At 68.9% G+C, this 13,523-nt stretch carries 12 protein-coding genes; 1 reads left to right on the forward strand and 11 read right to left on the reverse strand.

Annotated features, from left to right (window positions below; translation table 11 throughout):
• Window positions 1-74: 74 nt before the first annotated feature.
• The 8 genes from ACP59X_RS13395 to ACP59X_RS13430 form a co-directional block, all read right to left on the reverse strand.
• On the reverse strand, window positions 75-2,639 hold the full coding sequence (locus tag ACP59X_RS13395; RefSeq protein ID WP_428559109.1) for a TIGR03960 family B12-binding radical SAM protein: 2,565 nt from the start codon (window positions 2,637-2,639) through the stop codon (window positions 75-77).
• 94 nt (window positions 2,640-2,733) lie between these two features.
• Entirely contained in the window at window positions 2,734-3,078 is a 345-nt protein-coding gene (locus ACP59X_RS13400) for a hypothetical protein (protein ID WP_428559111.1), read from the reverse strand.
• A 78-nt stretch (window positions 3,079-3,156) separates the two neighbouring features.
• A complete protein-coding gene (gene gmd / locus ACP59X_RS13405) occupies window positions 3,157-4,248 on the reverse strand; it encodes a GDP-mannose 4,6-dehydratase (protein WP_428559113.1) in 1,092 nt (363 codons plus the stop codon).
• Window positions 4,245-5,225: a GDP-mannose 4,6-dehydratase gene (locus ACP59X_RS13410; RefSeq protein WP_428559115.1), complete on the reverse strand. Its 981-nt coding sequence runs from the start codon at window positions 5,223-5,225 to the stop codon at window positions 4,245-4,247. Before ACP59X_RS13410 ends, gmd begins: the two co-directional genes overlap by 4 nt.
• A 45-nt stretch (window positions 5,226-5,270) precedes the next feature.
• Window positions 5,271-5,735 (reverse strand): Fur family transcriptional regulator, encoded by a 465-nt coding sequence (locus ACP59X_RS13415; protein WP_428559118.1) that lies wholly within the window; start codon window positions 5,733-5,735, stop codon window positions 5,271-5,273.
• Entirely contained in the window at window positions 5,732-6,559 is an 828-nt protein-coding gene (locus tag ACP59X_RS13420; RefSeq protein ID WP_428559120.1) for a metal ABC transporter permease, read from the reverse strand. The genes ACP59X_RS13415 and ACP59X_RS13420 overlap by 4 nt, the downstream gene beginning before the upstream one ends.
• The gene (locus ACP59X_RS13425; protein WP_428559123.1) at window positions 6,556-7,347 is read right to left on the reverse strand and encodes a metal ABC transporter ATP-binding protein; all 792 of its coding nucleotides are present in this window, start codon (window positions 7,345-7,347) and stop codon (window positions 6,556-6,558) included. Before ACP59X_RS13425 ends, ACP59X_RS13420 begins: the two co-directional genes overlap by 4 nt.
• Entirely contained in the window at window positions 7,344-8,267 is a 924-nt protein-coding gene (locus ACP59X_RS13430; RefSeq protein WP_428559125.1) for a metal ABC transporter solute-binding protein, Zn/Mn family, read from the reverse strand. The genes ACP59X_RS13425 and ACP59X_RS13430 overlap by 4 nt, the downstream gene beginning before the upstream one ends.
• Before the next feature lie 314 nt (window positions 8,268-8,581).
• Between ACP59X_RS13430 and ACP59X_RS13435 the strand changes: the two genes are divergently transcribed.
• On the forward strand, window positions 8,582-8,833 hold the full coding sequence (locus tag ACP59X_RS13435) for a hypothetical protein (protein ID WP_428569897.1): 252 nt from the start codon (window positions 8,582-8,584) through the stop codon (window positions 8,831-8,833).
• 12 nt (window positions 8,834-8,845) lie between these two features.
• Here the strand turns inward: ACP59X_RS13435 and ACP59X_RS13440 are convergent, their stop codons facing one another.
• The 3 genes from ACP59X_RS13440 to ACP59X_RS13450 are packed head-to-tail and all read right to left on the reverse strand — an operon-like array spanning window position 8,846 to window position 13,468.
• The gene (locus ACP59X_RS13440; protein WP_428559127.1) at window positions 8,846-9,997 is read right to left on the reverse strand and encodes a glycosyltransferase family 4 protein; all 1,152 of its coding nucleotides are present in this window, start codon (window positions 9,995-9,997) and stop codon (window positions 8,846-8,848) included.
• Window positions 9,994-10,884, reverse strand: coding sequence for a glycosyltransferase family 2 protein (locus tag ACP59X_RS13445; protein WP_428559129.1), 891 nt, complete (start codon window positions 10,882-10,884; stop codon window positions 9,994-9,996). Before ACP59X_RS13445 ends, ACP59X_RS13440 begins: the two co-directional genes overlap by 4 nt.
• Window positions 10,877-13,468, reverse strand: coding sequence for a glycosyltransferase (locus tag ACP59X_RS13450; protein WP_428559131.1), 2,592 nt, complete (start codon window positions 13,466-13,468; stop codon window positions 10,877-10,879). Before ACP59X_RS13450 ends, ACP59X_RS13445 begins: the two co-directional genes overlap by 8 nt.
• Window positions 13,469-13,523 lie beyond the last annotated feature (55 nt).

Genomic DNA, 13,523 nt, shown 5'->3' on the forward strand with positions numbered 1-13,523 from the left:
CTTTCGTTTCGGCCGTTCCCGGCAAAACGGAAACGGACCGTCCAGAGCTACGTGCTCCCGGCCGGAAACGGAACTTAATTTTGGTTCATCGTGGGCGGAAAGGCGGCCGTGCCGTCGGCGTAGGCGACGCGCACCTTGGTCAGCTCGTAGCCGCCCCGGGCAAGGCCCGGGCAGACCGCCTCGACCAGGCGCAAGGGGCTGACATAGGTCTCGGTGAAGGTGCAGGTAAACCGCACCAGGGCCGGGGGCAGGACGGACACTTCCGCAACCAGCGGCCGGGCATCGAGGCTGCGCGGCCCTTTTTTCGATTCCCAGGTCACGGGGAAACCGGCGGCGGCGTCAAAGGCCCGCCAGGCCTCCAGGCAGTCCGCCGCGCAGGCCTCGGGCACGGTCAGGCTGAAGGCCTCGATGGCCGGTTGGGCGACCTTGCGCCCCGGGGCCAGGGGCTCGACACCGAGCACGGCCATGCCCTCGGGCAGGTTGGGGTTGAGGCGCTCGGCGAATTCCCGGGGCGTGACGGCCTGGCGCAGGAAAATGGCCAGCCATTCGGCATTGCTCGCCACGCCGACCGGCAAGGCCCGGCCGAAGGACAGCTGGGGCAGCGGATGGTAGCCGGCGGAAAAGCTGGGCTTGAGCCCGCCCCGGCGCAGGGCCCGCTCGAACAGGCGCGTGAGTTCGAGCTGGCTCAGGTAGACGGCGCTGCCGACCTTGGAAAACCAGACGCGCAGATGGGCGTCCTTGCGCGTGAGGTCCTCGCGCGGCGGGGCCGGGGGCGCGGCAACCACGTCGTGCTCCCGGGCCGCCCGGTTAAGGCGCGGCCGGATGTCGCCCTGCCCGGCCGGGTCCAGGCCGGATTTGCGGCCTTCGAAGGAACACACGCCGCAGCCCGAGCAGTCGCCGTAGCGGCAGTCGGCGGTTGCGGCGCCGCGCAGGGCCTTTTCCCGCTCGCGGCGCAGGTAGCCGGGCGTCACGCCGCAGGACAGGTGGTCCCAGGGCAGGGGCGCGTCCAGGTCGCGGGCGGCCAGCCAGCGGGCCGGGTCCAGCCCGGCGGCCTCGAACAGCCGTCGCCAGGGGGCCAAATCGAAGCGGTCCACCCAGGAGCAGAAAAGCGCCCCCTCGCGGTAGGCGGCCTCGATCACCGGGGCGAGTTCCCGGCCGGCCCGGGAGAAAACCCCTTCGAGAAAACTCATCTCCGGCTCGTGCCAGCGCAGGGTCAGCCGCCGGTCGGTGGCAAAAAGCTCGCGCAGCCGGGCAACCCGCTCGCGAATGGTTTCCAGGCCGATTTGCGCCTCCCACTGGAAGGGCGTGTGGGGCTTGGGCACAAAGGGCGAAATGGCGGCCGTGACCTGCAGGCGCTTGGTGCCCGGCGGGGCGGCGGCCAGGACCTTTTTGGCCAGGTGGAAGATGCCCTCCACGTCCTCCTCGGTTTCCGTGGGCAGGCCGATCATGAAGTAGAGCTTCACCTGCTGCCAGCCGTGGGCGAACAGGCGCGATGCGTGGTCGAGGATGTCGCCCTCGGTGATGCCCTTGTTGATGACGTCGCGCAGGCGCTGGGTGGCGGCTTCCGGGGCCATGGTGGCGCCGGTGCGGCGGATGCCGGCCATCATCGAAAGGATGGAATCGGAGAGCGTGCCGGCCCGCAGCGACGGCAGGGACACGGCCACCTGATCGCGGCGGCAGCGGTCGATGCTGCGGGCAAACAGGCTCTCCAGGGCGGAAAAATCGCCGGTGGACAGCGAAAGGAAGGACAGCTCCTCGTAGCCGGTACGATTGAGCCCCTCGGTGACAAGCTTTTCCAGGCCGTCGAGGCTTCGCTCGCGCACCGGCCGGTAGATCATGCCGGCGTGGCAGAACCGGCAGCCGCGTGTGCAGCCCCGGGCGATCTCCACGGCCAGGCGGTCGTGGACGGACTGGGCAAACGGCACGATCTGGCAGGTGGGAAAGGGTGCGGCGTCGAGGTCGGCCACGATGGCTTTTTCCACCGTGTCGTAGCCGGGGGCCAGGGGCCTGGGGCCGCCGTCCGGGCCCACGTCGAAAAAGGCTGGAATGTAGACGCCCTGGATGGCGGTCAGGCGCGTCAGCAGCTCGCGGCGGGGCAGCCCCTGCCCCTTGGCCGCCTCCACGGCGCGCAGGATGTCCACCAGGGCCTGTTCGCCGTCGCCGATGACCATGGCGTCGAAAAAGGGCGCCACGGGCTCGGCGTTAAAGGCGCAGCCGCCGCCGGCGATGACCAGCGGCGCGTCCTCGCCCCGGTCGGCGGCGCGAAAGGCCAGGCCGGCCAGGTCCAGCATGTAGAGGACGTTGGTGTAGCACAGTTCGTGGGTCAGGTGAAAGGCCAGCACGTCGCAGGCGGCCAGGGGCGTGTCGGATTCCAGGGTGCACAGGGGCAGGCCCTGGTCGCGCAGCATGGCCGCGGCCTCGTCGGAGGGGGTGAAGACGCGTTCGGCGGCCAGGCCGTCCTGCCGGTTGACGGCCTCGTAGAGGATGCGCCCGCCGACATAGGACATGCCGACCTCGTAGAGGTCGGGGAAGGCCAGGGCAACGCGCAGGCGCACGCTTTGCGGGTCCTTGGCCACGCGGCCCCATTCCGCGCCCAGGTACTGGGTGGGCTTTTGCAGGCTGGCGACGCATTCACGCATGGACGACTCCGGCCGCCGGGGGGCCGGGGCGCTGGGTTGACGGTGAAAAAAAACCTCCCCCGGCCGCCGGCCAGGGGAGGCGCAGGTCGGACGGCTATTTCTTGAGCAGATTGGAGATGTTGCCCTTGCCGGCCAGGCCGGACAGGGTCTTGAGGTCGCCGGTGGTGGACAGCGTCAGGTTGCTGGTGGCTTCCAGGTAGCGGGTCGTGAGTTCCTCGGGGAACTTCTTGAACTGGTAGAGCACGTGGGAAAGGTCGATCTCCCCACCCACCTCGGTCTCGAAGGGGTAGCCGAAGGGCAGAAGCAGCATCTGCACGCCCTGCTGGGAGGGAATGGTCTGGAGCAGGGCCACGTCGGTCAGCTTGCCGGCGGCTTCGTCCCATTTGCCGAGCACGGTTTCGCCGTTTATGAGTTTCACGAGGCGGATGTCGTAAGCCATGAGGTTCTCCTTTTGGCGGCGCCTGGCGCCGGGCCTTGAGCTAGATACCGCACGCCCCCCTGTCAAGGGACGGCGCGGCTATTCGTTGAAATCGAAGACGCTGAACCCCTGGCTCTTGCACAGGGAATCCCGCTCGGCCTCGCGCAGGTCGGCCTGCACCATTTCGGCCACCATCCGCTCCAGGGTGATGCGCGGCCGCCAGCCGAGCTTCTCCCGGGCCTTGGTCGGGTCGCCAAGCAGTGTCTCCACTTCGGTTGGCCGGAAATAGCGCGGGTCCACGGCCACGATGGCCTTGCCCGTCGCCGTGTCGATGCCCTGCTCTTCGGTGCCCTCGCCCTCGAACCGCAGGGTGATCCCCAGTTCGGCGGCGGCCATGGTCACGAAGTCGCGCACGGAATACTGCCTGCCCGTGGCGATGACATAGTCCTCGGGGGCGTCCTGCTGGAGCATGAGCCACTGCATTTCCACGTAGTCGCGGGCATGGCCCCAGTCGCGCAGGGCGCTTAGGTTGCCGAGGTAGAGGCAGTCCTGCAGGCCGAGCTTGATGCGGGCCATGGCCCGGGTGATCTTGCGGGTGACGAAGGTCTCGCCGCGCAGCGGCGACTCGTGGTTGAAAAGGATGCCGTTGCAGGCGTACATGCCGTAGGCTTCGCGGTAGTTGACCGTGATCCAGTAGGCGTAGAGCTTGGCCACGGCGTAGGGGCTGCGCGGGTAGAACGGCGTTTTTTCGGTCTGGGGGGTCTCCACGACCTTGCCGAAGAGTTCCGAGGTCGAGGCCTGGTAGAAGCGGGTCGTTTTTTCCAGGCCCAGGATACGGATGGCCTCGAGCAGGCGCAGGGTGCCCAGGGCGTCCACGTCGGCGGTGTATTCCGGGGACTCGAAGGAGACCTTGACGTGGCTTTGGGCGGCCAGGTTGTAGACCTCGTCGGGCCGGACCTCCTGCATGACGCGGATGAGGTTGGTCGAGTCGGACAGGTCGCCGTAGTGCAGGATCAGCTTGCGGCCGATGTCGTGGGGGTCGCGGTAGAGGTGGTCGATGCGCTGGGTATTGAACAGCGAGGCCCGGCGCTTGATGCCGTGGACCTCGTAGCCCTTCTTGAGCAGCAGTTCGGCCAGATAGGCGCCGTCCTGACCGGTGATGCCGGTGACAAGCGCGACTTTGCTCTTCATGAGGCAGTGTTCTCCGATGCGTGGTGTTTACGCGTATGGGCGACCATGGCCCGGGCCACCTCGCCCGGCCCGAGGGTCGCCCGCCAGCCCAGGCGGGCATGGGCCTTGGCCGGATTGGCCCGGCTGACGGCGATGTCGGCCGGCCGGAACAGGGAAGGGTCCACGTCGACGTGGTCGCGCCAGTCGAGGCCGGCGGCGGCGAAGGCCTCGGCCGTGAATTCGCGCAGGGTGATGGTCTGGCCGGTGGCGATGACGTAGTCCTCGGGCGCGTCTTGTTGCAACATGGCCCACATGGCCTTGACGTACTCCGGCGCATAGCCCCAGTCCCGGGCCACCTCGATGTTGCCCAGGCGCAGGCGCTCCGGCGACCCGGCGGCGATGCGGCAGGCGGCGGCGACGATTTTTTGGGTGACGAAGCGCGGCGGGCGCAGGGGCGACTCGTGGTTGAAAAGGATGCCCGAGCAGGCGAACAGGTTGTAGGCCTCGCGGTAGTTGGCCACCTCGAAATGGGCGGCCGCCTTGGCCACGGCGTAGGGGCTGCGGGGGGAAAAGGGTGTTACCTCCGTGGCCGGCTCGCCGCCGGTGTCGCCGAAGCAGTCGCTGGAGGAGGCGTTGTAGAGCCTGACCGGCCGGCCGAGGAAACGCACGGCCTCGAGCAGGTTGAGGGTGCCCACGCCGATGGAAAAAAACGTCTCCACCGGCTGCTCGAAGGACAGCCCCACCGAGGACTGGCCGGCCAGGTGGTAGATCTCGTCGGGTTCGACCTTGGTCAGGACGGTCAGGACGCTGCGGAAATCGGTCAGCGTCACGGAATGCAGGGCCACCCGGTCCCGAAGGCCCAAGGCGGCGAGGTTGCGGAAGGAGGACATCTGGGCGTCGCGGGAGGTCCCGGCCACCTGATAGCCCTTGCCCAGGAGCAACCTGGTCAAATAGGCGCCATCCTGGCCGGATATGCCGAAAATCAGCGCTTTTTTCATGCAAACGATGTCCAGGGGAGGAGGCGTTGGTGGAAGCGAGGAAGGCTAATTTTTTCCCGCCCCGGCGTCAACACCGCTGCCGCGGCAGGCGGCGCACACCCCGTCGATGCGCACCTCCACGCCGACGACCTCCATGGACAGCCGGCGGCCCAGGGCCTCCACGTCGATGAGGCCCTCGGTGCCGGGCAGGCATTCCATGCGGCCGCAGCGCAGGCAGTAGGCATGGCCGTGGGCCCGGCCGGAAAAACGCGGCCCCAGGCAGTAGCGCAAGGCCCGGTCGCCGCAACTGTGGCGGTTGGCCAGGCCCTTTTCCACGAACAGATCGAGGATGCGGTAGAGCGTGACCTTGTTGACCGGCATGGCCCGCCGCACCGTCGCCAGGATGTCGGCGACGGGGTAGGCCCGGCCCTCGCCGGACAAGGCGCGCAGCACGGCCAGGCGCACGGCCGTGGGGTCGAGCCCCGACCGGGCCAGCACGGCCGCCAGGTCGTCGTCCCCGCGTCCCGTCACGCCCGGCCTCCGGCCCGATGCCGGCGCCGGCCCAGGCTCGCGGCCAAGGACAGGAAATAGGTGGCGGCGGCCACGGCGATGATCGCCGCGCCGGACGTCAGATCGCAGCCGTAGGCCAGGGCCAGCCCGGCCAGGCAGAAAAAGGCGTTGAGGACCGTGGCCAGGACCATGGCCCGGCCGAGGGACAGGCAATGGCGCATGGCCAGGCTCGGGGCCACGGAAACCAGGGCGATGACCAGGATGAGCCCGGCCACGCGGATTAACAGCACCACCGTGACGGCGGCCAGGGCCGTGAGCAGATAATGGAGGAAGGTCACGGGCGCGCCGCGCACGGCGGCGAATTCCCGGTCGAAGGCCATGGCCACGAAGCCGTTGTAATGGCGCAGGGTCACGGCCACAAGCACCACGGCCAGCCCGGCCAGGGCGTAGAGGTCGGCCACGGGCACGGTGATGATGCTGCCGAACAGGTAGCTCATGAGGTCGGGCTTGTAGCCCGGGGTCAGGTCCAGGAGAATGATGCCGCAGGCCATGCCGGCCGCCCAGAGCACGCCGATGACCGTGTCCGTGTCCTCGATGCGCTTCAGCGTCAGGGCGGCCATGCACAGGGCGGCGCCCACGGTGAAGGCGACGGTGACGGGCAGCACGGGCAGGGCCAGGAAATAGGCCAGCCCCACCCCGCCGTAGGCGGCATGGGCCGCGCCGCCGGCCAGAAAGACCATGCGGTTGGCCACGACCAGGGTGCCCATCAGGCCGCAGCACAGGGCCGCCAACAGCGCGGCCACCAGGGCATGCTGGATAAACGGCAGGGAAAGATCGGCGATCATCGGTTCTCCACGGGGGGCGGACCGGCCAGATCCGGCGGCATGCGGCGCAAAAAGGCCTCCAGGGGACAGCTGGGGCTGTGCACGCCGTAGAGCAGGTCGACCATCTCCTTGGTCAGGGCGGGCCGCGGCGCGTGGAGCAACCGGCCGTTGACGCAGGCCACGGCCGTGACCCCGGCGGCCAGGATGCTCATGTCGTGGCTGACCACGATCGAGGTCACGCCCTGGCCGATGCGCGAAAGCACCTCGTAGAGGCAGAACTTCCCCTGGGGGTCGATGTTGGCCGTGGGCTCGTCGAGAATGAGCAGGTCCGGGTCCGAGACCAGGGCCCGGGCAATGAGCGTGCGCTGCTGCTGGCCGCCCGAGAGGTCGCAAAAGCGCCGGTCGGCGAAGGGCAGCATCTCCACCTGGTCCAGGGCCTGCCGGCCCCTTCGCACCTCGTCCGGGGAGCAGCGGAAACCGTTGCGCCCCGGGGCGATCAGGCCCATGAGCGTCACCTCGAGCACGCGCACGGGCAGGTCCTTGCGCGCCGAGGCGCCTTCCAGGCGCTGGGGCACGTAGCCGATGCGGCGGCTGCCCTGGCCGGGCTCCTCGCCGAAAACCCGGATGGTTCCGGCACTTGGCTGCAGGATGCCGAGGACGAGCTTGAGCAGTGTCGTCTTGCCCCCGCCGTTGGGGCCGAGCACGGCCAGGCGCTCCCCGGGCGCAACGGCCAGGTCGACCCCCGAAAGGACCGCCTGGCCGTTGTAGGCAAACGTCAGGTCGCTTATGGCGACGACGGGTTGCGTCACTTGGGCTCCGTTTTTCCGGCCAGCCCCTGGCGCAGGGCCGAGGCCGCCTTGTCGAGGTTGCCGGCCCAGTCCGGGGACAAGGGATCGAGCGGCGCCACCGTGCCGCCGATGGCCTGGGCGATGGTTTCGGCCTGGCGGGAACTGAACTGCGGCTGCACGAAGATCACCTTGACGCCATCCTTCTTGGCCTCGCGCACGAGCCGGGCCAGGGCCTTGGGTCCGGGTTCGCGGCCGAGCTCCTCGATGGGCTCCTGGGTCAGGCCGAAATCCCGTGCGAAATACCCCCAGGACGGATGAAACACCATGAATTTGTGCTCGCCCGGGGGCAGATCGGCAAACTTCTTTTGTATGTCGGCGGCCAGCGTATCGCAAGAGGCGGCGAAGCGCTCGTAGCCGGCCGCGTAATCCGCCGCGCCCGCGGGGTCGGCCTTGGTCAGGCCGTCGCGCATGGAGGCGGCCAGCACCTTGGCCAGGGCGGGCGACAGCCAGACATGGGGATCGGGTTCGCCGGCCTCGTGGTGATGCCCCTCCTCTTTCTTCCCCTTGCCCTTGCCGTGGTCGTGGTCGTCGTCCTCGTGGGCGACCATGGGGATCTTGTCGATGCCGGCATCGGTCTGGACAATGACCATGGCCGGATTGGCCGCCCGAAACCGCGGCAGCCAGGCCGGCTCGAAATCCATGCCCACGGCGAAATAGGCGACCGCCTTGCCCAACTCGGCCAGTTGCTTCGGCTTGGGCTCATAGGTGTGGGCATCGGCCCCGGGCGGCACCATGACCAGCACATCCACCCGGTCCCCGGCGATCTGTTTCAGGAAATAGGCTTGCGGCGCAATGCTGACGGCGACCAGCGGCTTGGCCAGGGCCGGCGCGCTCCAAATGAAAACGATTCCCGCGATCAATGCAAGCAACTTCTTCTTCATGGCATCTCCCTTTGCGCGTCCCCGCGCATCCGATCACCATGCCCCCGCGCATCCGATTGGCGGCCGGAGCACAGCCGATGGGGACCATGCAACAGAGTTGCATGGCAAAGTCAAGCCTGTTGCCGGCAGCTTTCCCGGAAGCAATCCGGGAAAGGCCTTGCCGCTTCCCCCGGCCTGCCGTAGCCTGGCCGATACCATCCAACCACGGCCCCTCTCGGTGACGGGGCCGCCAGGAGCCCCCACGCCATGCCCATCATGCCGCGTCCGGTTTCCCTTGGCCTGGCCACCGGCCAGGCAGCCCGACTGCCTGCAGCCTGAGTTCGCTGCCCTGCGTCGGCTGCGGCTGGTGCTGCCTTTCGGACCCGTGCGTGGAGTCGCACATCCGTTACGGCTACATGCGTCGTTGTCCGGACCTCTATTGGCATGAAGGCAGCGGTTGCTACCGCTGCCGGCTGGCCGAGGACCCGGTGGCCGGCGAGCGGATGCGTTTTCTTTTGGGCGTGGGCCACGGTTGCTGCGCGCCGCTCAACAGCTGGCGGCTGGACGTACGCGACCGCGAGAAATAGCCGGGAAAAAGCTCAGGTGCGCCGGGGCGCGGCCAGCGTCCGGGCGTAGGCGTCAAGGACGATGCCGGCCGTTTTCTCCCAGGAAAAAAGCCCGGCCCGGGCCAGGGATCGGCCGCGCAGGTCGTGGCGAAGCGCCGCGTCGGCCGAGACGGCGGCCATGGCCCGGGCCAGGCCGGCCACGTCCAGGGGATCGACCAGCAGCGCCGCCTCGCCGGCCACCTCGGGCAGCGAGGTGGCGTCGGAACAGACCACCGGCGCGCCCAGGCTCATGGCTTCGAGCACCGGCAGGCCGAAACCCTCGAAGAGCGACGGATAGAGGAAGGCCCGGCACGAGGCGTACAGCCAGGCCAGCTCGGCGTCCGTGACGTAGCCGGTAAAAACGAGCCGGTCGGCAATGCCGAGGCTTGCAACCGTGCGGGCCACATCGTCCATGAGCCAGCCCTTGCCCCCGGCCAAAACCAGCGGCATGTCGCCGCCCGTTTCCCGGCGCCATTGGGCATAAGCGGCAAAGAGCCGCTCGTGGTTCTTGCGCGGCTCGATGGTGCCCACGCACAGCCAGAAGGCGCCCGGCTCCAGACCGCCCACGGCCTTGGGACGCTCGCGCGGCGAAGCGGCATCGAACCGGCTGGCCAGGGGCGCGACAACCGCCCGGTCTTGCGGGAATTTCGGAAAAACGTTCAAGAAGTGCTTGAGGGAATAGCCCGAAATGGAAACCAGGAAATCAGCCCTGGTCGCGGCCCGGAACACGCCGTCAAAGCAGCCGGTGCGGTTGCCCTCGGTGGTCCAGGCCGGGTTTTCCAGAAACGACAGGTCGTAGAGCGTGTAGACGAGCCTGGCGGTTGTCAGGCCCACCGGGCAGTAGAAATTGTTGGCGTGGACGATGTCCGGCCGGCCCAGGCGCTTTTCGAAATCCGGCGGCGGCTGCCGGAAAAACCGCTTTTGCGTGGGAAACCGGCGAAAGGTCGGCCCCAGGCGGAACCGGGAACCGGCCGGGCGCAGGCAGGCCTTGGGGCGCGGCTCCCAGAAAAAATCACCGAAGGCCGGATAGAGGACATAGTCGTTGGCCGCGTCCACCCGGGCCAGGGCGGCCAGCAGCCCGGCGGCGAAATAGCCGCAACCGGCCTTGCCGGCTCCCGTCTGGGAGACGTCGAAGCCGATCCTCACAGGCCCTCGCCCGGCCGTACCAGGCCCCGGGTCAGCCACGAGGCCACCGTGCGCGCAAGCGCCGGCGACAGGCCCTTATTCCAGCGAAGCGACGCTCCGAGGCTGGCCGCGGCCAGGGCCGGAGTGGATAAAAGACTCCCCTCACCCACCTTCCACTTTTCGCGCACCAGGGCATGGGCGTAGTTGCACAGCCACCGGTCCGGCACGGAGCCGAAGGTATGGGCCAGCATGTCGTTGATCTCGGCATGGACCTTGAGCCGGGCGCCGGACGTCTTGGTTTGCGGGTAGAACCGCGAGCCGGCCAGCTTTCGCGGCAGGTAGGCAAAGACCGCCCCGCCCTTGGCCAGGCGCAGCCAGAACTCGTAATCGAGGGTGTACTGCCAGCGCAGATCCAGCGCCCCCAACCGCGTGACCACCCGGCGCCGGAAAAAAGCCGCCGGCTGGCAGATGATGCAGCGCGTCTTGAAGCGCTCCAGGTCGAAGGGCTCGACCGGATAGGGTTCGATGAAGGCGTCGTTGACGTCGATGTGGTCCCCGTCGCCGTAAACGACATCCACTTCGGGGTTTTTCTCGAAAACCTCAAGTACCGCCTCAAGTGCGCCCGAAAAATAGACGTCGTCGGAATTGAGCCAGGCAATGACCTCGCCGGAGGTGGCGGCGATGCCCTTGTTGACGGCGTCGGGCTGGCCCTTGTCGCGCTCGCTGACGTAGCGCAGGCGGTCGCCGTAGCTTCGCAGCACGGCCACAGTCTCGTCCGTGCTGCCGCCATCCATGACCACGTATTCGAGGCCGTCGATGCCCTGGGACAGGACGCTGTCGATGGTGCGGCCAATGAACCGCCCCTGGTTGTAGGACGGCGTGATGGCGCTCACGCGCAAGCTAGGCATGGGCCGCCTCCCCGTAGCGCAGGTCGACGTCGCGGGCACCGTCGGTCAGGCGCAGCTCCCGGCACAGGGCCGAGAGCACCCGCCGGTCGGCGCCCGGGCCGGACGCCTCGCCGCGCCGGGCGCCGGTAAAAAGGAATTCCACGTAGCCGCCGTGGGGGGCCAGATCGAGGGAAAAGGCGGTCTCCTTGCCCGAGCCGAGGGACCGGGGCCGGCCGGCCGGCTTTCCGTCCACGAACACCTCCAGCCGGACCTTGGCCGACGGTGCGCCCGGCGGCAGGGCGAAGGCCGCCCGCAGCCACTGGCGGTGGGCCGCCGGGCCGTAGGCGACAAAAAGCCGCGAGCCGCACCAGCCGTCGGCGTAGAGTCCCCGCACGGCCGTACTCTGGGACACGGGCCGGGCCAGCACGTCCTCGAACACGGCCAGGTACTTGGCGGCCATGTCCTCGGGGCCGCCGAAAACGGCCAGGCGCTGCCGGCCCTTGGCCACGAGCGCCTCGGCCAGCCCGGGTTCGTCGAGGAGGCGGGCCAGGGCCGCGGCCATGTCGCCCGGGCGGCGGGGATCGAAATAGAGCGCCGCCTCGCCGCCGACCTCGGGCAGGCTGGTGACGTCGGAACAGACGATGGGCGTGCCCACGTGCATGGCCTCGACCAGCGGCATGCCGAAGCCCTCGAAAAGGGATGGGAAAACCAGGGCCTTCGCACCGGTGAGAAGCGCCGAAAGGTCCGCGTCGGAAACATAGCCGGCAAACGTCACGCGCCCGGCCAGCCCCAGCCCGGCGACCGCCTCGCCCAGTTCCCGTCGCAGCCCCGTGTCCGCGCCGGTCAGCACCAGGCGCACCGTCTCCCCGGGACGGGCCTGGCACAGCATGCCGAACGCCGTCAGCAGCATGCGGTGGTTCTTGTGGGGCCAGAAATTGGCCGGATAGAGGAAATAGGCGTCCCGGCCCAGGCCAAGGCGTTGGCGCACGGCGGCCACGGCCTCGCCGGTTGCGCGCGAAAGCCGGCGCGGCAGGGAGATGTGGACCGTGGCCGTGCGCCCGGGCGGGACGTTGCCTTGCTCCAGCACGGTCTTTCTGGCGAAATCCGAGATGCACACCAGCCGGTCGCTGACCCGGGCGGCGGTCAGGAAGGTGCGCTCCCGGCCGGCCTCCTCGTCGGGCGTGAAAAACTGCGGATAATAGGCGTACTGCAGGTCGTAGATGACCGAGACCACCGGCACGTCGGGGTGGTGGTAATACGGCATGGTGAAGGGGCAAAACAGGAGGTCGACCCGCCGGCCCTTCCAGCGGTCGAGGCCCCGGGCCAGGCCGATGACGCCGGAGCGGACGCGCTCCATGTTGGGCGCCTCCAGATAGGACAGTTCGTCGTACGCCGCGTCGGACACAATGCACACGAACCGCCAGTCGGGGCGCATGACGCGCAGGGCCTGGAGCAGCAGCACGGTCATGAGCTTGGCCCCGCCGTTGTCGCCGCCCGGCAGCACCGGCGTCAGGTCGACCAGGACCAGGGCCTCGCCGCCGGGATCGCGGGCATCGAGCGCCTTGTGCCCCATCCGCCTGGCCAGCACGTGCTTGACGGCCTTGTTGTACAGCCAGGCCACCCGGCCCCAGCGCGCCAGCACCTTGCCCACGACCTCCGGCAGCCGGCCCTGGCTCACCCAGCCCGAGGCCGTCTCGCGGATGACACCTTCCAGCCCGCCGCGGTTGGCCGCCTCGTCGCCGCACAATTTCGCGGCCTGCGCCTCGGCCGCCTCGGCCCGGTCGGACAAATCGAGCATGGCCAGGGACAGGCGCCCGCCGGGCGTGGCGCAAAGCGCCGCTTCCACCGCCGCCTTGTCATGATCGGGGATGGGCTGCCGGCCGGCCACGAACAGCATGTCGTAGGGGAACAAGGGCGTTTCGAAGCGGAATTGCCCCAGGCCGGCGAAGGCGAACAGTTCGCGCACGGCCTTTTCGCTGTACAAATATAGGTGTTCGGCTGGCAGCAGCATGCGGACAAAGGGGTCGCCGTCGGCCAGGAGCCGGCCGTGGGTGATGCCGGCCGGAAAACGCGGCGTCTGGACGAAGAGGATGCCGCCCGGGGCCAAAAGCCCCATCACCCGGCGCAAGAAACCCACCGGCTCGGGCAGGTGCTCGAGCACGTCCATCAGCACCACGGCAGCCAGGCTCCCCGGGGCGATGTCCTGTTCCTCCAGGGGGCCGGAAAGCATGGTTACGCCGAAGGTTTTGGCGGCCAGCGCCGCCACCGAACCGTCGAGTTCCAGGCCGCTGGCGGCGAAACCGGCTTGGTGCAGCAGCGCCGTGAAGCCGCCGTGGGCGCAGCCGAGCTCCAGCACCGCGCCCGGCGGCAGGCAGGCCCGCATAAAACGCCGCAGCCAGTAGACGCCGCGCTCGGGCAGGTCGAGCCGGGCGCGCGCCTCGATGGACGGCTGGCCGAGCTCGGCCACCTGATGCTCGTACCAGTAGTCGCGGCCGTAGCCCTCGGGCCGCTCCTCGCGCGAGACCAGCGTGCCGCAGGCCGGACACAGCATGTAGCCGTCGCTAAAGGGCTCCAGCCCGCCCACTCCACACCAACACTGCCGCATGACCGCTCCCTGGGGATGCCTCCGGCGGCCAGGAGGGGCTTTGCCCCTCCTGGAC

It is taken from the genome of Solidesulfovibrio sp. DCME (assembly GCF_049995385.1).
Lineage (GTDB): Bacteria > Desulfobacterota > Desulfovibrionia > Desulfovibrionales > Desulfovibrionaceae > Solidesulfovibrio.

Bases quoted from the DNA above. Each gene is read 5' to 3' on its own strand.
- ACP59X_RS13395 (WP_428559109.1), bottom strand. From the start codon at position 2,639: ATGCGTGAATGCGTCGCCAGCCTGCAAAAGCCCACCCAGTACCTGGGC.
- ACP59X_RS13400 (WP_428559111.1), bottom strand. From the start codon at position 3,078: ATGGCTTACGACATCCGCCTCGTGAAACTCATAAACGGCGAAACCGTG.
- gmd (WP_428559113.1), bottom strand. From the start codon at position 4,248: ATGAAGAGCAAAGTCGCGCTTGTCACCGGCATCACCGGTCAGGACGGC.
- ACP59X_RS13410 (WP_428559115.1), bottom strand. From the start codon at position 5,225: ATGAAAAAAGCGCTGATTTTCGGCATATCCGGCCAGGATGGCGCCTAT.
- ACP59X_RS13420 (WP_428559120.1), bottom strand. From the start codon at position 6,559: ATGATCGCCGATCTTTCCCTGCCGTTTATCCAGCATGCCCTGGTGGCC.
- ACP59X_RS13430 (WP_428559125.1), bottom strand. From the start codon at position 8,267: ATGAAGAAGAAGTTGCTTGCATTGATCGCGGGAATCGTTTTCATTTGG.
- ACP59X_RS13445 (WP_428559129.1), bottom strand. From the start codon at position 10,884: ATGCCTAGCTTGCGCGTGAGCGCCATCACGCCGTCCTACAACCAGGGG.
- ACP59X_RS13450 (WP_428559131.1), bottom strand. From the start codon at position 13,468: ATGCGGCAGTGTTGGTGTGGAGTGGGCGGGCTGGAGCCCTTTAGCGAC.